The 23,179-nt window shown below is 63.7% G+C and carries 18 protein-coding genes and 1 pseudogene; 13 read left to right on the top strand and 6 right to left on the bottom strand.

What is annotated here, in order from left to right; translation table 11 throughout:
* Window positions 1-209 precede the first annotated feature (209 nt).
* From hisS to NKH91_RS31435, 6 genes are all read left to right on the top strand, one after another.
* On the top strand, window positions 210-1,772 hold the full coding sequence (hisS, locus tag NKH91_RS31460; protein WP_352885548.1) for a histidine--tRNA ligase: 1,563 nt from the start codon (window positions 210-212) through the stop codon (window positions 1,770-1,772).
* A gap of 178 nt (window positions 1,773-1,950) precedes the next feature.
* Complete coding sequence (locus NKH91_RS31455; RefSeq protein ID WP_352885549.1) at window positions 1,951-3,066, top strand: ATP phosphoribosyltransferase regulatory subunit; 1,116 nt, start codon at window positions 1,951-1,953, stop codon at window positions 3,064-3,066.
* Window positions 3,063-3,764, top strand: coding sequence for an ATP phosphoribosyltransferase (gene hisG / locus NKH91_RS31450; protein WP_352592594.1), 702 nt, complete (start codon window positions 3,063-3,065; stop codon window positions 3,762-3,764). The genes NKH91_RS31455 and hisG overlap by 4 nt, the downstream gene beginning before the upstream one ends.
* A 497-nt stretch (window positions 3,765-4,261) precedes the next feature.
* Entirely contained in the window at window positions 4,262-6,028 is a 1,767-nt protein-coding gene (locus NKH91_RS31445; RefSeq protein ID WP_023716482.1) for an AMP-binding protein, read from the top strand.
* 69 nt (window positions 6,029-6,097) lie between these two features.
* On the top strand, window positions 6,098-6,319 hold the full coding sequence (locus NKH91_RS31440) for a cysteine rich repeat-containing protein (protein WP_352885550.1): 222 nt from the start codon (window positions 6,098-6,100) through the stop codon (window positions 6,317-6,319).
* A 574-nt stretch (window positions 6,320-6,893) separates the two neighbouring features.
* Window positions 6,894-7,997, top strand: a complete 1,104-nt coding sequence (locus NKH91_RS31435; protein ID WP_352885551.1) for a calcium:cation antiporter — start codon at window positions 6,894-6,896, stop codon at window positions 7,995-7,997.
* A 475-nt stretch (window positions 7,998-8,472) separates the two neighbouring features.
* Here the strand turns inward: NKH91_RS31435 and NKH91_RS31430 are convergent, their stop codons facing one another.
* Window positions 8,473-8,946: a methyltransferase family protein gene (locus NKH91_RS31430; protein ID WP_023716484.1), complete on the bottom strand. Its 474-nt coding sequence runs from the start codon at window positions 8,944-8,946 to the stop codon at window positions 8,473-8,475.
* 21 nt (window positions 8,947-8,967) lie between these two features.
* Entirely contained in the window at window positions 8,968-9,861 is an 894-nt protein-coding gene (locus NKH91_RS31425; RefSeq protein ID WP_352885552.1) for an NAD(P)/FAD-dependent oxidoreductase, read from the bottom strand.
* Window positions 9,862-9,975: 114 nt separating this feature from the next.
* Between NKH91_RS31425 and NKH91_RS31420 the strand changes: the two genes are divergently transcribed.
* Together NKH91_RS31420 and NKH91_RS31415 are read left to right on the top strand one after the other, a co-directional pair.
* Complete coding sequence (locus NKH91_RS31420) at window positions 9,976-10,623, top strand: TetR/AcrR family transcriptional regulator (RefSeq protein WP_023716486.1); 648 nt, start codon at window positions 9,976-9,978, stop codon at window positions 10,621-10,623.
* A gap of 321 nt (window positions 10,624-10,944) precedes the next feature.
* On the top strand, window positions 10,945-11,547 hold the full coding sequence (locus NKH91_RS31415; RefSeq protein ID WP_023716487.1) for a cupin domain-containing protein: 603 nt from the start codon (window positions 10,945-10,947) through the stop codon (window positions 11,545-11,547).
* Between the two features lie 903 nt (window positions 11,548-12,450).
* On the opposite strand, the gene NKH91_RS31410 is transcribed toward NKH91_RS31415, so the two are convergent.
* Both NKH91_RS31410 and NKH91_RS31405 read right to left on the bottom strand, forming a co-directional pair.
* On the bottom strand, window positions 12,451-13,701 hold the full coding sequence (locus NKH91_RS31410) for a coiled-coil domain-containing protein (RefSeq protein ID WP_352641532.1): 1,251 nt from the start codon (window positions 13,699-13,701) through the stop codon (window positions 12,451-12,453).
* A 364-nt stretch (window positions 13,702-14,065) separates the two neighbouring features.
* On the bottom strand, window positions 14,066-14,974 hold the full coding sequence (locus NKH91_RS31405) for a hydrogen peroxide-inducible genes activator (protein WP_352641534.1): 909 nt from the start codon (window positions 14,972-14,974) through the stop codon (window positions 14,066-14,068).
* 148 nt (window positions 14,975-15,122) lie between these two features.
* On the opposite strand from NKH91_RS31405, the gene katG reads away from it, so the two are divergent.
* A complete protein-coding gene (gene katG / locus NKH91_RS31400) occupies window positions 15,123-17,321 on the top strand; it encodes a catalase/peroxidase HPI (RefSeq protein WP_352885553.1) in 2,199 nt (732 codons plus the stop codon).
* 77 nt (window positions 17,322-17,398) lie between these two features.
* Here the strand turns inward: katG and NKH91_RS31395 are convergent, their stop codons facing one another.
* Window positions 17,399-18,076: an MIP family channel protein gene (locus NKH91_RS31395; RefSeq protein WP_352641539.1), complete on the bottom strand. Its 678-nt coding sequence runs from the start codon at window positions 18,074-18,076 to the stop codon at window positions 17,399-17,401.
* 347 nt (window positions 18,077-18,423) lie between these two features.
* On the opposite strand from NKH91_RS31395, the gene NKH91_RS31390 reads away from it, so the two are divergent.
* The 4 genes from NKH91_RS31390 to guaA all read left to right on the top strand — a co-directional run bounded on the left by NKH91_RS31390 (window position 18,424) and on the right by guaA (window position 22,644).
* Window positions 18,424-19,713 (top strand): RsmB/NOP family class I SAM-dependent RNA methyltransferase, encoded by a 1,290-nt coding sequence (locus NKH91_RS31390; RefSeq protein WP_352885554.1) that lies wholly within the window; start codon window positions 18,424-18,426, stop codon window positions 19,711-19,713.
* A 145-nt stretch (window positions 19,714-19,858) separates the two neighbouring features.
* Window positions 19,859-20,317, top strand: coding sequence for a PaaI family thioesterase (locus NKH91_RS31385; RefSeq protein ID WP_023716493.1), 459 nt, complete (start codon window positions 19,859-19,861; stop codon window positions 20,315-20,317).
* A gap of 27 nt (window positions 20,318-20,344) precedes the next feature.
* Window positions 20,345-20,995 carry a 5'-methylthioadenosine/S-adenosylhomocysteine nucleosidase gene (locus NKH91_RS31380; protein WP_023716494.1) on the top strand — a complete coding sequence of 217 codons (651 nt, stop codon included), beginning with the start codon at window positions 20,345-20,347 and terminating at the stop codon, window positions 20,993-20,995.
* A gap of 86 nt (window positions 20,996-21,081) precedes the next feature.
* Window positions 21,082-22,644 (top strand): glutamine-hydrolyzing GMP synthase, encoded by a 1,563-nt coding sequence (guaA, locus tag NKH91_RS31375; protein WP_352885555.1) that lies wholly within the window; start codon window positions 21,082-21,084, stop codon window positions 22,642-22,644.
* 262 nt (window positions 22,645-22,906) lie between these two features.
* Here the strand turns inward: guaA and NKH91_RS31370 are convergent.
* Window positions 22,907-23,179 (bottom strand): annotated as a pseudogene (locus NKH91_RS31370) (NADP oxidoreductase coenzyme); the annotation flags it as partial.

Raw genomic sequence — 23,179 nt, 5'->3', positions numbered from 1 at the left:
GCCCGTCTGCTTCACTGCCATCGCGATTCCCTCAGACCGTCCACCTCAGAGAATCACAATCAGCGAATTACGCAACAGGCCCACAAGGAGAGAAGGAAGAAGCGCAAACCCTTGCCGCTCCCGGCTGCATCGGTTAGGACACCCGCGCCGTGGAAATCGGTTATTTTAACCGATCCCCGGAGCGCCACGAAACACCGAGTACCCATCCCATGGCCGACAAATCCGAAAAGATGAAAGCGCGGCTGCCGCGCGGCTTTGTCGACCGCGGCGCCGACGATCTGCGCGCCGTCGAGAAGATGATGGCGACGATCCGCTCGGTCTTTGAGCTTTACGGTTTCGAGCCGGTCGACCAGCCGCTGATCGAATACACCGATGCGCTCGGCAAATTTTTGCCCGACCAGGACCGACCGAACGAGGGCGTGTTCTCGTTCCAGGACGACGACGACCAGTGGCTGTCGCTGCGCTACGACCTGACCGCGCCGATGGCGCGCTTTGTCGCCGAAAATTTCGAACGCCTGCCGAAGCCCTATCGCAGCTATCGCTCCGGCTGGGTGTTCCGCAACGAGAAGCCCGGTCCCGGCCGTTTTCGCCAGTTCATGCAGTTCGATGCCGACACAGTCGGCACGCCGGGCGTCGCCGCCGACGCCGAGATGGCTATGATGATGGCCGACGTGATGGAAGCGCTGGGGATCAAGCGCGGCGACTACGTCATCCGCGTCAACAACCGCAAGGTGCTCGACGGCGTGCTCGAGGCGATCGGCCTCGGCGGCGAGGAGAACGCTGGCCGCCGCCTGCAGGTGCTGCGCGCGATCGACAAGCTGGACAAGTTGGGCGTCGAGGGCGTGCGCCTGCTTTTGGGTGCAGGGCGCAAGGACGAGAGCGGTGATTTCACCAAAGGTGCCGGGCTGGATAATGCGCAAATCGACGTTGTGATCAGCTATTTCACAGTCATGGCGCAGCACGATCCCGAAAAAATTGTCCAGACACTGGGATCCATCAACCCCGGACTCAGCAATCTTGTCGAGGAAAGGAAACTCGAACATCTGGGCATAACGAATGCGCCGTTTGTCGAGGGCCTTGCAGAGCTGGAGCAGATAAGAACCATGGTCGCACAAAGCGGCTACGGTGAAGACCGCATCCGCATCGACCCCTCCGTCGTGCGTGGCCTCGAATATTACACCGGCCCGGTCTACGAGGCTGAGCTGCTGGCCGAGATCCCCAATGAGGACGGCCAGATCGTGCGCTTCGGCTCGGTCGGCGGCGGCGGCCGTTATGACGGTCTGGTCTCGCGTTTCCGCGGCGAGCCGGTGCCGGCGACCGGTTTTTCCATCGGCGTCTCGCGCTTGATGACGGCGCTGAAGAACCTCGGCAAGCTCGATACCTCGGATGTCATCGCGCCGGTCGTGGTGCTGACCATGGACAAGGATACGGAAAGCCTCGGCCGCTACCAGAAGATGGTCGCCGAGCTGCGCGCCGCCGGCATCCGCTCCGAAATGTATCTCGGCGGCGCCGGCATGAAGGCGCAGCTGAAATATGCCGACCGCCGCGGCAGCCCGGTCGCCATCATTCAGGGCGGCGACGAGCGCGCCAAGGGCGAGCTGCAGATCAAGGACCTGATCGAAGGCGCCAAGATGTCGGCCGAGATCGCCGACAACGCCGAATGGCGCGCCGCACGGCCGGCGCAGGTGACCGTGGCGGAAAGTGGGCTGGTTGCCGAGGTGAGGAAGATACTGGCGGCGCAGGCGGCCGACCGGGCGAAAGGTGGCGCGTGAGCACCCCCCTCTGGCCTGCCGGCCATCTCCCCCTCAAGGGGGGAGATTGGCAGCTTCAGCCTCACTGTCTTCTTTCCAACGCTGGAGATTGGCGAAAGCAGGCGCGATATCCAATCTCCCCCCTTGAGGGGGAGATGGCCGGCAGGCCAGAGGGGGGTGCCTCGCGCCCCACATCCCCATGACCTCCCCTGCCATCGCATCCGACATCGCCAGCCTATTCGCCGCGCGCAACACCCATGGGGTCGAGGTCGCTGTGCTGCAGCCGGCCGACCCGTTCCTCGACATGGCCGGCGAGGATTTGCGGCGCCGCATCTTTCTCACCGAGAGCGAGACCGGACAGACGCTTTGCCTGCGGCCGGAATTCACCATTCCGGTCTGCCTCGACCACATTGCCAGCCAGGCCGGCACGCCGCGCCGCTATTCCTATCTCGGCGAGGTGTTTCGCCAGCGCCGCGAGGGCGGCAACGAATTCTTCCAGGCCGGCATCGAGGACCTCGGCGACCGCGACACGGCCGCCGCCGATGCGCGTTCGCTGGCCGATGCGCATGCGCTGCTTTCGCTGGTGCTGCCCGGACGGGAGCTGGCGATGACGCTTGGCGACCAGACCATCTTCGAGGCGGTGCTGGCAGCGCTTGGCCTGCCGCGCGGCTGGCGCATGCGGCTGGCCCGCGCCTTCGGCTCGGCGCCAATGCTGGAAGCGGCGCTTGCCGACCTCGCCAATCCGCCGCGCAACAGCCAGATCGCCGGCGCGGTGGCAGCGCTTGTCCTCGACGGCGATCTGGAGGCTCTTTCGGCGCATATCGCCGGCGGCATGGAAGAGGCCGGCCTGTCGGCAACGGCCGGGCGTTCGCCGTCCGAGATTGCGCGGCGGCTAATCGAGAAAGCCGAACTGCGCAGCGTCCGGCTGTCGAACGAGGCATTTGCGGCTTTGAAGGGTTTCCTGGCGATCGACGTGCCGCTAGATAGCGCCGCCGGGGCGCTCGCAAGTTTTGCCGCCGATGCCGGGCTTTCGCTGGGAACTGCGCTGGAGAATTTTGCCGCCCGCGCCGCGGCCATCGAAAGCCTCGGTCTGCCGATGTCTGAAATCAGCTACGATGCCGCCTTCGGCCGCCCGCTCGATTATTACACTGGCCTCGTCTTCGAGGTCGCGGCGCAGGGCGGCGACCGGCCGCTGGCCGGTGGTGGCCGCTACGACCGGCTGCTGACGCTGCTCGGCGCCAAGACGCCGATCCCCGGCGTCGGTTTTTCTGTCTGGCTCGACCGCATCGAGGCGCTGCGGGAGACAGCGCCATGATCACGCTGGCGATCCCATCGAAGGGCCGGCTCAAGGAGCAGGCGCTGGAGGTGCTGGCCAAGGCCGGGCTTGCCGTCAGCCTGCCCGGCGACGAGCGCAAATACCGCGCCCGCATCGATGGCCTGGACAGCGTCGAGATAGCCTTCCTGTCGGCTTCCGAGATCGCCGGCGAAATCGGCCAGGGCTCGGTCGATCTCGGCATCACCGGCGAGGACCTGCTGCGCGAAAACCTCGCCGACTGCGAGGCACGCGCCGAAATCATCGCCCGCCTCGGTTTCGGCAATGCCGACGTCGTCGTCGCCGTGCCCGACATCTGGCTCGACGTCGACACCATGGCCGACCTCGACGACGTCGCCGCCGATTTTCGCCAGCGCCATGGCCGGCGGCTCAGGATCGCCACCAAATACTGGCGCCTGACCCAGCAATTCTTTTCGCAAAAGCACGGCATCCAGGTCTACCGCATCGTCGAAAGCCTCGGCGCCACCGAAGGCGCGCCGGCGGCCGGATTGGCCGACATCGTCGTCGACATCACCACGTCAGGCGCGACGCTGCGCGCCAACCATCTCAAGGTGCTCGCCGACGGCGTGATCCTGCGCTCGCAGGCCTGTCTCGTGGCGTCGCGGAAGATGCGCGCTCCGGCCGACGAGGCGATCTTGCGCGATATTGCGGCCAGGATGGCGTTGGTGAACTCGAGTTGACGATCGCGGAGCAGGCGCCGTCGGCCAAGCTGCCAATCTCCCTCCTTGCGGGGGAGATGGCCGGCAGGCCAGAGGGGGTGCTGTCCCGCCGACCTGTCAGCCAATCGGAGCCTCATCCGTTCCCGGTTGGGGGTGCTGAAGTCGAACTTGGCGATCCTTCGCACCCCCCTCTGCCCTGCCGGGCATCTCCCCCGCAAGGGGGGAGATCGGATATCGCCTCGGCCTTTGCCAACCACTAACGTTGGATCCAGCGGTCTAGCCGCGGCACCGACCTGAAGCGATTTTCCTGATGTACAGCAATTTTGTTCTTGCTTTGTGCCGGCAGCTATGCTACTAATCTCCCTATGGTGCCAATTGGCCCCGAAGACCCGCCCGTCGAGGCGGTTTTTTTGTTTTCGGCCCTGACAGGGCGAGTTCCAACCCCAGCCCTATCATCGACGGGATTTCCACCACCCCGCCGGGCTGATAGGCTCGGCCTGTCTGCGGAGGACACGGCGATGCCGATCAATCTCGACGAGCTGAAGAATGCCACCAGCCTGCGCGGCAAGCGCGATGGCGGTTCGTTCATTGCGCCGGTCGACGGCACGGCGCATGTCTCGGGCGAGCGCAGCGTGCCGCTGCTCAACCTGACGATCCCGGCGCTGTTTGCCGATACGGTCGGCAGATACGGCACGCTCGATGCCGCCGTCTTCGTCGAGCAGGACAAGCGCTTTACCTGGGAGGAACTGTCGGACACCGTCGATGCGCTCGCCGCCGGCTTCCTGGTGCTCGGCCTCGAGAAAGGCGACCGCGTCGGCATCTGGTCGCCGAACCGCTGGGAATGGCTGGTGACGCAATTCGCCACCGCCCGCATCGGCCTGATCCTGGTCAACATCAACCCGGCCTACCGGCTGGTCGAGCTGGAATATGCCTTGAACAAGGTCGGTTGCCGAGCGCTGGTCACCGCCGCCAAGTTCAAGAGCTCCGACTATCTCGGCATGATCGAGACGCTGGCGCCGGAGATCGCCAAGGCAGCGCCGGGCAAGCTCGACGCCAACAGACTGCCGGCGCTGAAGATCGTCATCCGCATGGACGAGGAGAATTCGCCGGGCATGTTCAATTTCGCCGACGTGCTGGCGATGGCCGGGCGCGACGAACATGATAAGCTCGACCGCATCTCCGACGGGCTGAAGCCGGACGACGCCATCAACATCCAGTTCACCAGCGGCACGACCGGTGCGCCCAAGGGCGCGACGCTGACCCACAACAACATCGTCAACAACGGCAATTTCGTCACCGCGGCGATCAGGCTTACGGTCGACGACCTGCTGTGCATCCCGGTGCCGCTCTATCACTGCTTCGGCATGTCGATGGGCACGATTGGCTGCGTCACCAAGGGCGCGACCATGGTTTTCCCGAGCGAGGGGTTCGATGCCGGCGCCACGCTGAAGGCGGTGGCAACGGAACGCTGCACCGCGCTCTACGGCGTGCCGACCATGTTCGTCGGTCTGCTCGACCATCCGGAGTTCGCCTCCTTCGATCTCACCAGCCTGCGCACCGGCATCATGGCCGGCTCGCCATGCCCGATCGAGGTGATGAAGAAGGTGGTGTCGCTGATGCACATGGCCGAGGTGACCATCGCCTACGGCATGACCGAGACCAGCCCGGTGTCGTTCCAGAGCAGCGTCGACGACCCCCTGGAAAAGCGCGTCTCGACCGTCGGCCGCGTCCATCCGCATGTCGAGGTCAAGGCCATCGACGCCGAAGGCGCCACCGTCGTGGTCGGCGCGCCGGGCGAGCTCTGCACGCGCGGCTATTCCGTGATGAAGGGCTATTGGGACGACGAGCAGAAGACCCGCGAGGCGGTCGACGCCGACGGCTGGATGCACACCGGCGACCTCGCCACAATCGATGCCGAGGGCTATTGCAACATCGTCGGCCGGGTCAAGGACATGGTCATCCGCGGCGGCGAGAACGTCTATCCGCGCGAGGTCGAGGAATTCCTCTATCGCCACCCCAAGATCAAGGAGGTGCAGGTATTCGGCATTCCCGACCCGAAATATGGCGAGGAGCTGTGCGCCTGGATCGTGCTGAAGCCCGGCCAGATCACAACGGAGCAGGAGATCAAGGCCTTCTGCGCCGGGCAGATCGCCCATTTCAAGATCCCGCGCTACATCCGCTTCCGCACCGAATTACCGATGACGGTGACCGGCAAGCCGCAGAAATACCTGATGCGCCAGGCGATGATCGATGAACTGGGATTGGTGACGCAGAAGACGGCTTGAGGAGCCTTCCGTTCGTATCTACGCGTGACAGAGGCGTTGTTTGAGCAACATGTTTGAGGGGAGTGTTCCATGCGGTTTGGGTTAAGCGTGCTTTTCCTCGCATCTCAGTTGGCAGCCACCGCAGCGCTGGCGCAGACGGCGGCCGAGCGTGAGGCCTGCCAGGCAGATTACCAGAGATTGTGCAAAGGCGTGTTGCCGGGCGGTGGCCGCGTCGTCAAATGCCTGGCCGGTCACATGAGCGAGCTGACGCCCGAATGCAAGAAGGTCGTCAAGGCCAACACGCCCGGCTAGCGCGCGAGCTTCCCTGCGGGTGACATGATGTTTCGGACCAAAGGACAGGCAAGGTATGCCGGGGCAGGAGGCAGCGCAATCGCGTACGGATTCTTGCGAAGAGGACCCCCACCCCTGACCCTCCCCACAAGGGGGAGGGAGACTTCCGTTGGCGCCGACCTCGGCAAATTGCCGGCCTTTCGGCGCCAAAGGAAAAGCAAGGGCGCGCGGCAGCATTCCCTCCCCCTTGTGGGCACGGCAATCGCGTATGGATTTTTGCGAAGAGGACCCCCACCCCTGACCCTCCCAACAAGGGGGAGGGGGCTTCCGTTGGCGCCGTCTCGGCACATTGCCTGCCTTTCGGCGCCAAAGGCAAAGCAAAGGCGCGCGGCAGCATTCCCTCCCCCTTGTGGGGAGGGTTAGGGTGGGGGTCCTCTTCGCAAGAATCCAAATGCGAATTGCCCTCCCGTGGGAGGGTTAGGGTAGGGTACGCTGCGATGGGCCACGTCATGACCCATGATATGCGATTGCTCTGGGCGGGAATGGTTGCAGTGCGCAACGGCGGCTGCAAGCATGGGAGGGCAAAAAGGTGACAATGAGTGGTTTCGCAAGATCGGCGATTTCTTACGGCATGCCGTTGGCCGCGCTGGCGATGGCTGTCGCGGTCAGGGCCAGCGGGGTGTCGGTGGACGAAGGGTCGCTAGGCACCAGGATATTTATCGGCGCGCTTTCGAGCGCGATCATGTTCACCACCATTTTCGTCGTGCTCGACCACGCCGAGGCGGTGGCCCGGCGGGTAGGCGAGCCGTACGGCACGTTGGTGCTGACCATCGCCGTGACGGCAATCGAAGTGTCGATCATCGTTTCCATCATGCTGCACGGAGCCAACAACCCGACGCTTGCACGCGAATCCGTCTTCTCGACGGTGATGATCACGTCGACCGGCGTTGTCGGCATGTGTCTGACATTTGGCGGCTGGCGTCATCGCAAGCAGGCAATCGTCCGCCAAGGGACCAGCGCCTATCTGGCGGTGCTGGTCGCACTGAGCGTCACGACGCTCATTCTGCCGACCTACACGCGAACCACCGATCCCGGCACCTTCTCGGCCGCCCAACTCGGCTTCGTCAGCGTGCTTTCAGTGCTGCTCTATGCGGGTTTTCTGTTCGCGCAGACTGTCCGCCACCGGGATGATTTCATCGACGGACAAGCGCATGGCGCCGCAGTGCCAGCCGACGCCCACGAAAGCATTGCCGCTAGTGCTCTGCTCCTGCTGATCGGGCTGATCGGCATCGTCATGCTGGCCGAGCAGGTCGCCGCCAGCGTCGAGGATGCGCTCGTCGCCTATCAGGTGCCCCAGGCCGACGCCATTGTCGGCGCGATGATCGCCGGGCTGGTCTTGATGCCGGAGGCGATCTCGGCGGTTCGCGCCGCCCTCAACAACGAGCTGCAGCGCGGCCTGAACGTCGCCATGGGTTCGGCCTGCGCCACAATCGGCCTGACAATACCGGGCATCGCCGCCGCCAGCCTGCTGACCGGAAGAGGCCTGACCCTGGGCCTGCCGGCGACCGACGTGGTGCTTTTGGTCCTGGCGCTCTTCATCTGCAATGTGAGCTTTAGCACCGAGAGGACGACGTTCCTGACCGGGCTGGTGCATCTGGTGGTGTTTTGCACGTATGTGTTTTTGATATTTGTGCCGTGAGGGTGGGGGGAGGTGGGCGGTCAGAGGCGGATAGGTTAGGAAAACTGCTTGAACGTCTCAATATGGGCCGGTGGCGGTCTGTCCGCTCTTGGTCACCGCTTCTCGAAAGCAGACATCGGTGTGCGGTGCGTCGACGGCTCATTTGTGGCGGCAAGCCGTGCAAGACGAGCGTCGGTTGACCATCGGGATCACCACCCTGCAGCGCGTGAAAGGTGCAGTGTGGCAGGTCGAAGGTGACGTGTTCGAACTCCATGTGTGTCAGGCTTCTCCAAGAGCGGTCGGACGAGCGATCCTGATGCTGGCCTCGGTGTCTCTGGTTTTGGACATGTGCGTCTCCTCAGGTGCCGGGTGTACTGCGTCAGCCGGCAGTCGGTTTCCGTGACACCGGCCCGCAACCTTCAGAATATGATAGCTCGCGGCAAGGAAGCCGGTGCTGGTTTATCAGAAGGCCCCGCAGGCGGCAGCGGCGGAATGGTCAGAGCCAGCGGCGAACCTCGGCCTTGTAGCGGCGGTAGTCGTCGCCGAACTTCGCTTCGAGATAGCGCTCCTCGCGGGCGATCACCTGCGTCTGGATCGCGATCAGCACCAACGGGAGCAAGGCGAAGGCGATCGGCCCGTCGAAGCCGATCGCAAGGCCGGAATAGATAAGCGCCATGCCGAGATACATGGGATTGCGGGTCCACCGATAAGGACCGGTCGTTGCGATGAGGGTCGTTGGCTGCGACGGCGGAACGTTGGTGCCTAGCCGCCGGAACAGCCCCGCCGCCGCAAGCATCATCGCCGCGCCGGCAACGAACAGCAGCGCGCCCGTCGCGACCAGCAACCGCCAGTCGATGCCGAAAGAGCGCAGGGTGACGAACCGCTCCGCCGCCAGCCCCAACAGCAGCGCTCCTAGATAGACGAAGGGCGGAGGGAAGCGCACACCCGCGCTGTCCGGTTCGACGGCCATGCTCATCTCCAATCTGTGCTCTCAAACAAGCATCGACTGCTGGGCTGAGATACCCGCCGTCGCGCCCTGCGATATTGCTGTGGTGACCGAAGCCATGGCTGGGTTTGCAAGATCGCCGGCGGCGTACATTCCGGGTATGCTGGTTTCGCGGCGCTCGTCGGCCTTCAGGGCGATGCCGAGGGGCGTATTGACCGTGGCGAGTCCCAGTGATTCATGCAGGCTTGCGGACGGCTTGTTGCGCGGATGCGCGAACAAGATATCGACTGCGACATCGGGGGCGGTATCGAGCTTGACGGTGGCATTGTGGCCCCTGTGGCGGGCGATTTCGGTGATCCGGCCATCAACGACAGGTATGTTGCGGCGCGCCAGATCGGCCCGGATATCGGGTGCAATGTCGTGACCATCGGCGAAGACCGTCAACGTGTCGGTCCAGTCGTGGTACAGCCTGACATAATTGTGCGACGGCGGGCCGGACCAGACGAGGCCCCAATGCTGGCCGGCGACTTCAAAGCCATCGCAATAGGGGCAGGGTACGATGGACGTGCCCCAGCCTTCGGCAAAGCCCGGAACATCAGGCATCTGGTCGGCAACGCCATAGCTCAGGATCAGTCGCAGCGCCCCAAGGCTTTCGCCAGCGCCAGTGAGGACAGAGAAATCGTCGATGGCGCCGGAGACCCTGTCGGCCCGGGCATTGACCAGCCTGATCGTGGGATAGCGCGCCAGCTGCTGCCGCGCTTCGGCCAGGATGTCCAGCGGTGGCTTGTGATCCTGGCCGAGCAGACCATGCGAGTGGCCGGCGAAGCGGTTGCGCGGCAGGCCGGTATCGAGAACGGTGACCTTGCGGCGGGCACGGCCGAGCTGCAGGGCGGCGGCGAGACCGGCAAAGCTGCCGCCGATGATGATGACGTCATCCATGGTGATGGGCTCCGTATGTGGATGAGGGGTTGGCTTGGGCCTGGCTTGCACATTTTTGACACTGCGTGGTATCGTAATTCAAGAATTATGATACTGTCAAGGACTGGAATTGTCGTGACCGAAAACAGCCAGGGCCGGCGCGGCCGGCCCGCCAATGAGGCGCTTGGCCAAACGATAGTCGACGCCGCGTGCGAACTCTTTGAGGAATTGGGTTTTCATGCGACGACATTGGACAAGGTCGCCCAGCGAGCGAAGATATCCAAGCTCAGCATCTATCGGCACTTCGAGAACAAGGAGGCGCTGTTCAGCGCGGCCATCGCGGCCCGCTGCCATCAGTTTGCACCACAGGCCCTTTTTGAAGGCGTCGACGGTTCGGCCGAAGATCAGCTCATGGCGGTGGGATCATCCCTGCTTCGCACGCTGTTGAACCCGGACGTCCGCAGTGTCGAAGCCATGATCATGGCCGACAAGACGAATCAAAAGTCGTTAAGCAAGCTCCATTACGAAGCCGGCCCCGCCCATGTCATCGCCCAAATCGAGGCCCTGTTGCGTCAGTTGCACGCGAAGGCGGTTCTGAACGTGACCGACCCTCTCCGGTCCGCCCGCTTGTTTGCCGCGCTTATCAAAGGATCCGATCTCCTGATTATCGCACGCTTCGATGAGGCGAGAGCAGAGGACGACAACGAAATCGAATCCTATTGCCGGTCGGCCGTCGCCATGTTCATCGCCGCGCACGGTGGCAACGACCACCCGGGCGGATAGCCTAGGAGTACTTGCATGATATTTGGGATGCTCGCATTGACATCAACGCGACTATTATCGTTGGGCAGCGGGCTGACCGGCGGAGTAACCGCTACCACCCCATTCGAGGCCTTAGTGCCGGCTTAGCAGACCGTCAGCTTTCGGGAAGCTGCAATGGTGGTCTGAACGGCAAAAATGCGGCGCAAAGCAGCCATTCAGGATTTGCCGGACCTTGTTGCGGAACCGCCATGGTGCAGATCGCGGAACTCTAACCCTGGCGGAACCAACCGCCACGCAGCCGATTAACCGGCATGGAGCTCCAAACCACCCAAGGGCCACCCCATGAGCATTCTGCAAACCACGAAGAAGGCCGTCGAGCAGGTCACCGGCATCGCCAGGCCAGACAGGCGAGAGGTCGCCGACCTCCTGAGGCCGCGCAAAGCGAATGCATTTCGGTTCAGGGATGACGGGCTGGTGCCCAACCATCCGTTCTGGCCGCTGGTCGTCTATCGCGGCGCCGTGACGCTGCCCGAAGACTTCGATCCGGCGGCTGTCATGGAGGCGCTTTTTGAAGCCAATGGCTGGGGCGATAGCTGGCGCAACGGCATCTACAACTACGTTCACTACCATTCGCGCATACATGAGGTGCTGGGCGTCGCGCGCGGCACGGCCAAGGTTCGCTTTGGCGGCAAGATGGGACGAACGCTGTCGCTGAAGGCCGGCGACGTCGCGGTGCTTCCGGCCGGCACCGGGCACCAGCGTCTTTCCGCATCCGACGATTTTCTAGTCGTCGGCGCCTATCCTCAATCCGGCACCTATGACCTGTGCACGACTGCCGCCTACCATGCCAAGGCGGTCGTAACGATCCCCAAGGTTGGCCGGCCGCGCAAGGACCCTGTCTATGGAAGCAAAGGCCCGTTGCTCGCAGCCTGGGACAGGGACTGAAGCCGTTCTTTTCGAAGGGGCTTGCGGGTTGGCTTCGTGGCTCAAACCGAACCTTTGACCAACACCTACGGCGCCACCGACGAAGAAGGCCGCCTTGTAGATGGCGAAGAGGATCGTGCCGCTGTCGGCGTGCGGCAGCTCTGGCAATCAGGCTTGGTGCTATGTTATCGCAGTGACCCTGCCCGACGCATCGAGGCGACAACTGACTTGCGCCTGTCGGACTTCGATGCCACCCTTTCTTGCGTAGTCTATTCGCACCTCGATCGGCGCCGTGCGTGCACCCCGAAGTTGACGCAATGCGCCTGCGCTTACCGCGTGGACACGGACGGCGCCAAGCGGCGTCGCAGCGGCCATGATCGCCGCGCGGCAGGCTTGCACGACCGCAACCGGCGTACCGGGTCTCGCTGTCAGTGGTCCCAGAGATCCAAAGGGATACCCCTTGGTGGAGTCACTCCCACCGGCTTTGGAAGGCCTGAGGACGGGTGGCAGGACGATGGATTGCCTGGCGGTCTTGGCAGGGGAAGGGGCCGTCACTGCAGTCGAACTGTCGGGTGCCGTAGCCGCTTCGTTTTCGGCGGACGGATCGTCGCCCACACTGGCACTTGTGCTTGTGTCACCAACGTTGCCGCTGGCACTAACGCCTGCGTCGACTGATCCGTCATCTGCACCGACCGAAGCTCCAACATTTGTTCCGCCTACGCCGTCGACGCTCGTGCCCGCTCCCACAGATACGCCTTGCGAACCGGCGCTCACTCCAGCACTGACCCCGACACCGCCGGCCCTACCGCCCACACCTGCTTCAAGAGCCGAGGCAGGCCCAATTGTGATCCCGATCGTCAACGCGGCTGCGACATACTTGTTCATTGTCATCTCCCCTGCGGCTCACATTTCGCCCCCTAGTCTTCACTGGCGCGGCTCGCCGCTTTTGGATGGCCGTGTTGGAAGCAATGCTGCGGGAAGAGGTATGGTTGCCAGCAGAGCAGTTTGTGGCGACTTTTGGACCTTCACTTTCTGTTTTTTCGGCAAGCCCGGTTTACGGGCTGGTTGGGCGCCCGAATGCGATAACCTGCTTGCAAGTGCACTCGCGGGGGTACGTGCTTTCGGCGCGCGCTCCACAGCCGCAGTGCGACGCTTACCCTTGACAATATCAATTGCCTCACGCGCGGCACTGAGGCTACGGGCTAGACCGATAGCCCTTTCACGCTCTTGGTCCAGCGCGGCACTCAATTCTACCGAGTTCTGCTTTAAAGCATCGCGTTCCCGGCGAACAATATCGAGGTCACGTACAGCTGAATCTGCTCGTTCGCGTCCCCGTTCGAGTGTTTCTCGAGCCTGCTTTAGAGCGGCCTCGGCCACCTGTCGGTCCCTTATGGCGTTGGCCTGCTCGACGGCTGCCAGATTTGCGCCTTTCTTAAGAGCATCGATAGTTTGGCGAGCCGTGGTAAGTTCTTGTTCCAAGAGCTCAACCTTGTGCCGCTCCTCATCAAGCGCTCGCTTCGCAGCAAGCTGGGAGGCGTCCATAGAGGGGTGCGCTCCAGGCGCGGCAGCCTTCTCGCTGTTCCAGAGACTGGCTTCGGCCCTGTAGCTTTCGATAACGCGCTGCGCCGCCTCCAGATCGAGCGCGAGCGCTTCGTCTGTTCGCTGCTGCTCATTTAGGGCTTGTGCTTGCTGAGCCACCGTGTCTGTCAGCACGTGTGCCCGGGCGCTTAGCTCACGTGCGCCGCGCTGCATAACCTCTAGCTCCGCTCGTGCCGCGGCCAATTCGCGGCGTAAAGCCTCCTCATGCTCGCCGAGCGGTGTTTGCGCGCCCTCCTTGAGTGTTTTGAGTGCCTGTGTTTCGCTGATCACCAGCTCTCTGGATATAGGGGATCCGAGCGCGCTCGGTTGTGGCTTGCCCGGTTCTTTGCCGACCTCGGTGTGTTCGGAAACCGCGACCGACGAGCTGTCGTTAGCTGTGGTAACCGCTGACGCTTCGGGCGCCAACTGACCATTTGCCGGAGATGCCAACAGCAGAACGAGGCATAACGGAATGAGGGATGGTATGGCGTTGCACCCCCTGCCGCGTATCTCGTGAAGTAAAATCAAGGACCGTCGTTTAATAAAGGTGAAGTCACAGCGGAGACATTTTGACCTGGTACTCTGCGCATGATTCATCACTGAACCTCACCGATCGCGGCCCTCACCGCTATTGTATTCTCCACTTACTGCACGCCGCGGATGCCGCACCAAAAAGATCAATGCTAGTCAAGCACCCTCGGCACCGCCAAAGCACGGAATTGCGCGCAAAGGCTGTTTCCTATTTCCTTAGTTGTCATCATTCGAACAAACGGGACTTTCGGCTTTCGGGATGACCATCTTCCCTACCCAACGGCTGTGTGATGCGGCGCAAAGCAGCCATTCAGGTGCGAAGGTCGACTTCGGGTCAACACCAGACTAAAAAGGTTGAAGTCGTTCCTTTAGAAGGGGCTTGCGGTCCGCTTCGGCCTAAACCAGACCATTGACCGACACCCCCCGCCGCTCAAGCCGCCAGCACCGCCGCATCCAGCCCGCGGATGATCTTGGCCAGTTCGACGCATTCGTCGTGGCGGACCTTGTTGCGCCGCCAGGCGAGGCAGATCGTGCGTTGCGGCATCGGTTCCTGGAACGGCACGATCTTCAGATCGGGGATAGTGCTGGCCGGTCCTGCCGCCATTTCCGGGATGAGCGTGACGCCGAGCCCGTGCGCCACCATTTGCAGCAGCGTCGTCAGGCTGGTCGCGCCGTAGCTTGCCATTGCCACCGGCCGCACGCTGCCGCAGACGGCGAGCGCCTGTTCGCGCAGGCAGTGGCCTTCCTCCAGCAGCATCAGCCGCTCCAGCGCCGGGCTTTCCGGCGCCACCGGCGGTGAGGCGAAGGCGGGATCGCCGGCCGGCACGGCCAGGAAGAACCGGTCGGAGAACAGCGCCTCGGTGACCAAGCCTGGGTAATCGAGAGGCAGCGCCGCGACGAAGGCGTCGAGCTTTCCCGAAGCCGTGTCCTCGACCAGAGAGGCGGTCACCGCCTCGCGCAATTCGAGCTGCAATGCCGGGAAATGCCGTTTCAGCTTCGGCAGCACATGCGGCAAGAGATAGGGCGCCACCGTCGGGATGATGCCGAGCCGGAAGCGGCCCTCTAGCGCCGGGCGGCCGCGCCGGGCCGTCGCCTCGACGTCGCGGATGTCGGCAAGAATGCGTTCGATGCGCGGCGACAAGGCCTGCGCCTCGTCGGTCATGCGCACCGCCTTGCCGCCGCGCTCGAACAACCGGCAATTGAGCCGCAACTCCATCTCGGCGATCTGCGCGGACAGCGCCGGCTGGCTGACGCCGGCGAGTTTGGCGGCGCGGCCGAAATGCAGCGTTTGCGCCAGCGCTTCGAAATAATGCATCTGCCGGACGGTCAAGCCAATCATAAGCAAAACCTATCAGAATAAACAGCAAAGGCAATTTGTCTTTATCGGCTGGGCAGGCTAGTCTGGAACCATTCCAGAATGGCGCGGCTGCTGGCCCTGCCCGGAAAATCAACAAAATCCCGGAAAATCAACAAAATCGGAGGCAAAGATGGACGCGAAAACCGACGACAACAGCGCCGGCAAATGCCCGGTCCCACATGGGTCGGCCAGGAGGAGCAATCGTGACTGGTGGCCGAACCAGCTTGACCTTGCCGTCCTCCACCAGCAGTCCAGCCTCTCGGACCCGATGGACGAGGACTTCGACTACGCCAAGGAATTCAAGAGCCTCGATCTCGATGCAGTGATCAGGGATCTGCATCAGGTGATGATCGATTCGCAGGATTGGTGGCCGGCCGATTTCGGCCATTACGGCCCGCTCTTCATCCGCATGGCCTGGCACAGCGCCGGCACCTATCGCATCGGCGATGGCCGTGGCGGCGCCGGCGCCGGCCAGCAGCGTTTCGCGCCGCTCAACAGCTGGCCGGACAACGCCAATCTCGACAAGGCGCGCCGGCTGCTGTGGCCGGTCAAGCAGAAATACGGCCGCAAGATCTCCTGGGCCGACCTGTTGATCCTCACCGGCAACGTCGCGCTGGAATCGATGGGCTTCAAGACCTTCGGCTTCGCCGGCGGCCGCGCCGATGTCTGGGAGCCCGAGCAGGACGTCGACTGGGGGTCGGAAACCAAGTGGCTCGACGACGAGCGCTATTCCGGCGACCGCGAACTTCAGGGCCATCTCGGCGCCGTGCAGATGGGGCTGATCTACGTCAACCCGGAAGGGCCGAACGGCACGCCCGATCCATTGGCCTCGGCACGCGACATCCGCGAAACCTTCGCCCGCATGGCCATGAACGATGAGGAAACCGTGGCGCTGATCGCCGGCGGCCACACTTTCGGCAAGACCCACGGCGCCGGCGATGCGTCGCTGGTCGGGGCGGAGCCGGAAGGCGCAGGCATCGAAGCGCAGGGCCTCGGGTGGTCGAGCAAGCATGCCACCGGCATTGCCGGCGATGCCATCACCTCGGGCCTCGAGGTGACGTGGACCACGACGCCGACCAAATGGAGCAACAACTTCTTCGACAATCTGTTCAACTACGAATGGGAACTGACCAAGAGCCCGGCCGGCGCCCATCAGTGGACACCGAAGGGCGGCGCCGGTGCAGGCACCGTGCCGGATGCGCACGATGCCTCGAAGCGCCGCGCCCCGGCGATGCTGACCACCGACCTCGCGCTACGCGTCGACCCGGCCTACGAGAAGATCTCGCGGCGGTTCCACCAGAATCCGGATCAGTTCGCCGATGCCTTCGCGCGCGCCTGGTTCAAGCTGACCCATCGCGACATGGGTCCCGTCGTCCGCTATCTCGGCCCGCTCGTGCCGAAGGAAGAGCTGATCTGGCAGGATCCGATACCGGCAGTCGACCACGAGCTGGTCAACGAGCAGGATATCGCCTCGCTGAAGGCGAAGATCCTGGCCTCCGGCCTGTCCGTTTCCGAACTGGTCTCGACCGCCTGGGCCTCGGCCTCGACCTTCCGCGGCTCCGACAAACGCGGCGGCGCCAACGGCGCACGCATTCGCCTGGCGCCGCAGAAGGATTGGGAGGTCAACCAGCCGGCGCAGCTGGCCAAGGTGCTCGAAAAGCTTGAAAGCATCCAGAGCGAGTTCAACGCCTCGCAGCCAGGCGACAAGAAGGTCTCGCTTGCCGACCTCATCGTTCTCGGCGGCGTCGCCGCGGTCGAGAAGGCGGCCAAGGACGGCGGCCATGACGTCAAGGTGCCGTTCACGCCAGGCCGCATGGACGCCTCGCAGGAACAGACCGACGTCCAGTCCTTCGCCGCGCTCGAGCCGAAAGTCGATGGCTTCCGCAACTACGTCAGGGGCAAGCCGCCGATGTCGGTCGAAGCGATGCTGGTCGACCGGGCGCAGCTGCTGACCTTGACGGCGCCGGAGATGACTGTGCTCGTCGGCGGGCTGCGGGTGCTCGGCGCCAACACCGGCCAGTCGAAGCACGGGGTGTTCACCGACAGGCCGGGCACGTTGACCAATGATTTCTTCGTCAACCTGCTCTCCATGAATACGGTCTGGGATCCGGCCGCCGGCTCCGATGAAGTCTACCAAGCGCGCGACCGCAAGACCAAGGCGGTCAAGTGGACCGGCACCCGCGCCGACCTGATCTTCGGCTCGCACGCGCAGTTGCGTGCACTTGCCGAGGTTTACGGCTCGGCCGACGCCGGGCAGAAGTTCGTCAGGGATTTCGCCGCGGCCTGGACCAAGGTGATGAACGCCGACCGTTTTGACCTCGCGGCCTGATCCAGCACACGAAGTTCTCGACGCAACAAAAAAGGCGCGGGCCTCGACCCGCGCCTTTTCGTTGGGCCTCCGAAAAGTCAGTCCTTCTCGAAGATACCGGCCTTGGCAACCACGCCGGCAATGGCGCCGCCGATCAGCGGCGCGACGATGAACAGCCACAGCTGGCCGATCGCCGCAGTTCCCGAAAACAGCGCCGGTCCGATCGAACGGGCCGGGTTGAGCGATGTGCCGGTCACCGGGATGATGGCGAAATGCAGGCCGGCAAGCGTCAGGCCGATTACGAGGCCGGCGAAGGCCGTGGTGTGCTTGGCGTTGGTGACGCCGAGGATCACCGTGACGAAGGTGAAGGTTCCGATCAGCTCCCACAGGAAGGCCGAGCTGACGCCCCATTTCGTCACGTCCCAGCCATTGGCGCCGAAGCCGCCGGTGTGGCCGCCGACCTGTCCGGAGACGATGATCCACAGTGCCAGCGATGCGATGATGGCACCGATGATCTGCGCGATCCAGTAGGGAATGACGTCCCTGGCCGGCATCCGCCCGGCAAGGAACACGCCGAGCGTCACCGCCGGATTGAGATGCGCGCCCGAGATCGGGCCGATCGCATAGGCCGCCGCGATCAGGCCGATGCCGAATGCCAGACCGATACCTTCCTGGCCAAGCGGCAGCGCGCCGCCGAAGCCGCCCGTCACCACCGAAGCCGTGCCGATGAACACCAATAGAAACGTGCCTAGAACTTCCGCCAGATAAGTTTTCATTGCCCTCTCCTCGTATCGACCCGCGGCTCCGCTTTTTTCTGCGACGCGAATCACCGCGCAAAAGAGTATTCGCAACCGCAAAAGTTGCAAAGCAGCGCAGTTGCACCTGCCGGCGTGCTTGTGCTCGCCAGACAAGAACATTAGAGGCTTATAATATATTGATCGAATTATTTGGTTCCGCATGCCGACGCCCGCTTGGTGGCGGCGGCTCGCGATGCACCAACCCACATTCGTCACCCGCCTTGCATGGATTGTCCGCCGTCGGGGAAACAGACTGTTTCAATCAGGACACGAAAAGCTCTAAGAGCAGGGCCGGATTTTATTTTGCTGAGTAATGGAAGACGACAATGAGACTGGGCGGGCGGCTGGCGGCAGCCATCGAAGTGCTTGACGACATCGGCCGGCGCCACCGGCCGGTGGCCGATGCGCTGAAGGACTGGGGCCTGTCGCACCGCTTCGCCGGTGGCGGCGACCGCGCCGCGATCGGCAACATCGTCTACGACGCGCTGCGCCGCAAACGCTCCGCCGGCTGGCTGCTCGGCGAGGAGACGCCGCGCGCCATCGGCTTCGGCGCGCTGCTGCTCGAATGGGGCCAGACGGCGCAGTCGCTGAACGAGGCGCTCGAGGGCGACAAGTTCGCGCCGCCGCTGCTGAGCGCCGACGAATTGAAAACCCTCGCCGCTCGCCGGCTCACCGACGCGCCGCCGGCTGTCAGGGCAGACATCCCCGACTGGTGCATGCCGCTGTTCGAGCGGGCGTTCGGCACGGCCTGGGTGGAAGAGGGTGCCGCGCTTGGCACTCGCCCGCCGCTCGACCTCAGGGTCAACACGCTCAAGGCCGATCGTGGCAAGGTGCTGGCGGAATTGGCGGAAACCGGCGCCAAGCCTGCGCGGATCGCGCCGCACGGCATCCGCATCCCGCCGATCGACGGCGACGGCAGGCACCCGAACGTGCAGGCCGAACCGGCCTTCCAGAAAGGCTGGTTCGAAGTTCAGGACGAAGGTTCGCAGATTGCAGCCGAACTGGCCGGCGCCGAGCCTGGCATGCAGGTGCTCGACTTTTGTGCCGGCGCCGGCGGCAAGACGCTGGCGCTGTCCGCGGCGATGGACAATCGCGGCCAGATCTTCGCCCACGATGCCGAGAAGGCAAGGCTGGCGCCGATCTTCGACCGTATCCGCCGCTCGGAAAACCGCAATGTGCAGATCGTCACCAAACCGGCCGAGCTCGCGCCGCTCGGCAAGCATATGGACATCGTCCTGATCGATGCGCCCTGCACCGGCAGCGGCACGTGGCGGCGCCGGCCGGATGCCAAATGGCGGCTGACGCAAAGGCAGCTCGACGCCCGCAAGGGCGAGCAGGAGACGATACTCGATGCCGCCAAGGACTTCGTCAAACCCGGCGGCCTGCTGGTCTACATCACCTGTTCGGTGTTCGACGAGGAGAATGGCGACCAGGTTTCGGCCTTCCGGGACCGCCATCCCGGCTTTGTCCCCGTCGATCACCGCCAGCTTTGGGACAGCCGTTTTGCGGGCCACGAGGCGGCAGTGCGTTTTGGCGCTGGGGGCGGCATTTCGCTGTCGCCGTTGCTGAGCGGCACCGACGGCTTTTATTTCTGCGCGCTGCGGCGGGCTGGCTGAACGGTTGCCGGATGTCGCCGATCTCGCTTCTTATCAGCAGGTTTAGCCAATTGCTGCAGTGCAGCATTTGCGATTGCCTGCCGCCCACCCCTCTGCGATAAATGCCTCTGCAATAAGATTTGTCGAGAAACGAAGGGCGACGGCCATGGCAGCAAAGATCGTTCCTGCTCCCGATTATGAGGACCGCGTCAGGACGTCCTTCGCGCGCCAGAACGCGATGATGACGATTGGCGCCGAGCTGACGCTGGTGACGCCCGGTATCATCGAGATCGAAATGCCCTATTCGTCGGCACTGACCCAGCAGCACGGCTTTCTTCATGCCGGCGTCATTTCGACGGCTCTCGATTCGGCCTGTGGCTATGCGGCATTCTCGCTGATGCCGGAAAATTCCGGCGTGCTGACCATCGAGTTCAAGGTCAATCTGCTGGCGCCCGGCCGGGGCGAGCGCTTCCTGTTCCGCGGCTCGGTGACCAAGCCCGGTCGCACCATTATCGTCGCCGATGGCCAGGCCTATGCGTTCGCCACCGACGGCGAGGCCAAGTTGATCGCCACGATGACCGGAACGATGATGACGGTGCTCGGCCGCGACGATATCGAGGGCTGAGGAACGGGCAGGGGAGGACAGACGATCATGGCCGGCAAGACACCTGGTGAGCTCACCCTGATTTCCGGCAAGTCCGTTCTCTTCGTCATGGCGGCCGAAGCCGAATACGGCCCACACTTGCAGCGGCTGTTCACGCCGCTGATGACCGGCGTCGGGCCGGTCGAGGCCGGCGTCGGGCTCAGCGCCGAACTGTCCCGGCTGCACGCCGGGAAGGCGCTGCCGGATCTGGTCGTGTCGCTCGGTTCGGCGGGCAGCCGGATGCTGGAGCAGACGGAAATCTACCAGGCCGTTTCGGTCGCCTACCGCGACATGGACGCTTCGCCCTTGGGTTTCGAGAAGGGCGCCACGCCGTTTCTCGACCTGCCTGTCGGTGTGCCGCTACCGTTCAGGATACCGGGCATCAGGCCGGCGACGCTGTCCACCGGCGCGGCAATCGTCTCCGGCGCCGCCTACGACGCGGTCGCCGCTGATATGGTCGACATGGAGACCTTCGCCTGCCTGCGCGCCTGTCAGCTGTTCGACGTGCCGCTTATCGGCCTGCGCGGCATTTCCGACGGGGCGGCCGATCTGAGGCACGTCGGCGACTGGACGGAATACCTGCATGTCATCGACGAGAAGCTGGCCGGGGCGGTGCAACTGCTGGAACAGGCGATCGCGTCTGACACGCTGCAGTTTTGACCTGTCCCATGAAGATGCGGATTCGGAGTGAGAGAGACGCCCCGCAACCCATTGCGCCGACTCGTTTCTTTCTTTAAACGCTCGCCATGAAAACAGCCAATCATCCCGACACCGTCCTGATTGTCGATTTCGGCAGCCAGTTCACTCAGCTGATTGCCCGCCGCATTCGCGAGGCCGGCGTCTTTTCCGAGATCGTGCCCTTCCAGTCGGCTGAGGCGGCGTTCAAGCGCATCAATCCAAAGGCGGTGATCCTGTCCGGCGGTCCGGCCTCGACCAGCGACATCGGCAGTCCGCGCGCGCCACAGATCGTCTTCGACGCCGGCGTGCCGGTGCTCGGCATCTGCTATGGCCAGATGGCGATGTGCGTGCAGATGGGCGGCGTCGCCGAAAGCTCCGACCATCGCGAGTTCGGCCGCGCCTTCGTCGAGATCGCCAAGGACAGCCCGTTGTTCGAGGGCCTGTGGGCGCCCGGCCAGCGCCACCAGGTGTGGATGAGCCATGGCGACCGTGTCATCTCCCTGCCGAAGGGATTCGAGGTGCTCGGAAAATCGGAGGGCTCTCCCTTCGCCATCTTCGGCAATGTCGAGCGCAAGATGTACGGCCTCATGTTCCACCCCGAAGTGGTGCACACGCCGGACGGCGCCAGGCTGCTCCAAAACTTCGTCCACAACATCGCCGGCATCGAAGGCGACTGGACGATGCGGGCCTACCGTGAGCACGCGGTCGAGACGATCCGCAAGCAGGTCGGCAAGGGCAAGGTGATCTGCGCGCTTTCGGGCGGCGTCGATTCCTCGGTCGCGGCCCTGCTGATCCACGAGGCGGTCGGCGATCAGCTGACCTGCATCCTCGTCGACCACGGGCTGATGCGCAAGGACGAGGCGGCCGGCGTGGTGGAGATGTTTCGCCAGCACTACAATCTGCCGCTGATCCTGGTCGATGCTTCGGACCGTTTTATCGGCGCGCTCGAGGGCGAGTCGGATCCGGAGAAGAAGCGCAAGACCATCGGCCGGCTGTTCATTGAAGTGTTCGAGGAGGAGGCCGAGAAGCTCGGCGGCGCCGATTTCCTGGCGCAAGGCACGCTCTATCCCGACGTCATCGAAAGCGTCTCTTTCACCGGCGGACCGTCGGTGACGATCAAGTCGCACCATAATGTCGGCGGCTTGCCCGAGCGTATGAACATGCATCTGGTCGAGCCGCTGCGCGAATTGTTCAAGGACGAGGTGAGGGCGCTCGGCAAGGAGCTGGGCCTGCCCGACAGCTTCATCGGCCGGCATCCGTTCCCCGGTCCCGGTCTCGCCATCCGCTGCCCGGGCGGCATCACCCGCGAAAAGCTGGAGATCCTGCGCGAGGCCGACGCCATCTATCTCGACGAGATCCGCAAGGCCGGCCTCTACGACGCCATCTGGCAGGCCTTCGCCGTGCTGCTGCCGGTGCAGACCGTCGGCGTGATGGGCGACGGCCGTACCTACGAGTTCGTCTGCGCGCTGCGCGCCGTCACCTCGGTCGACGGCATGACAGCGGATTTCTACCACTACGACATGGCATTCCTGGGAGCCGCCGCCACCCGCATCATCAACGAAGTGCGCGGCATCAACCGCGTCGTCTACGACGTGACGAGCAAACCCCCAGGTACAATCGAGTGGGAGTGAGGAGGGAGTGCGGTGGAGTAGTATCGGATAGCAGAGGACACTCGAGCGAATCCTAGGCCATCGATAGCAGCCGATAGGTTCTAGGCGACCGGCAGATCTGCCGCTGTGTCGGGCGTCTCCCCGCTCTTCGAACGGCGCCCATACCCCGTCGGGCCCACCCCAACCTTCGCGACTTTGTGGCCTTCAAATATTCGGTCGCGCGCTGCTCGAAGAAGTTAGCGCGCGACCAGTTCTCGGCGTCGACCACACGGTCGTAGATCGATTACTGCTCCTTCTTGAACAGGTCCTGGAAGATGAGCTGGCCCCACGTGCGGCCGCGTGCGTGAACCAGCGCGCCACCCTCGCTGAGCTTTCCCAGCTTGACGGGTGCGAACCCGAGTTGTTTGGCCAAGGCCGCCACCGGAGCGGTCGCGTCCTCGTCGTCGCTCGACAGAAAGACGACCCGGTGGCCGCCCTCGACGATCGGATCGGCAGCCAGGGTGGCCGCAATCAGGTGATTGAACCCTTTCACGAATTTGGCGCCGGTGAACGCCTT

The organism is Mesorhizobium sp. M0894 (assembly GCF_040319725.1).
Classification (GTDB): domain Bacteria; phylum Pseudomonadota; class Alphaproteobacteria; order Rhizobiales; family Rhizobiaceae; genus Mesorhizobium.
The sequence above is the reverse complement of the archived record's forward strand: the minus strand, read 5'-3'. Positions and strand labels throughout refer to the sequence as shown.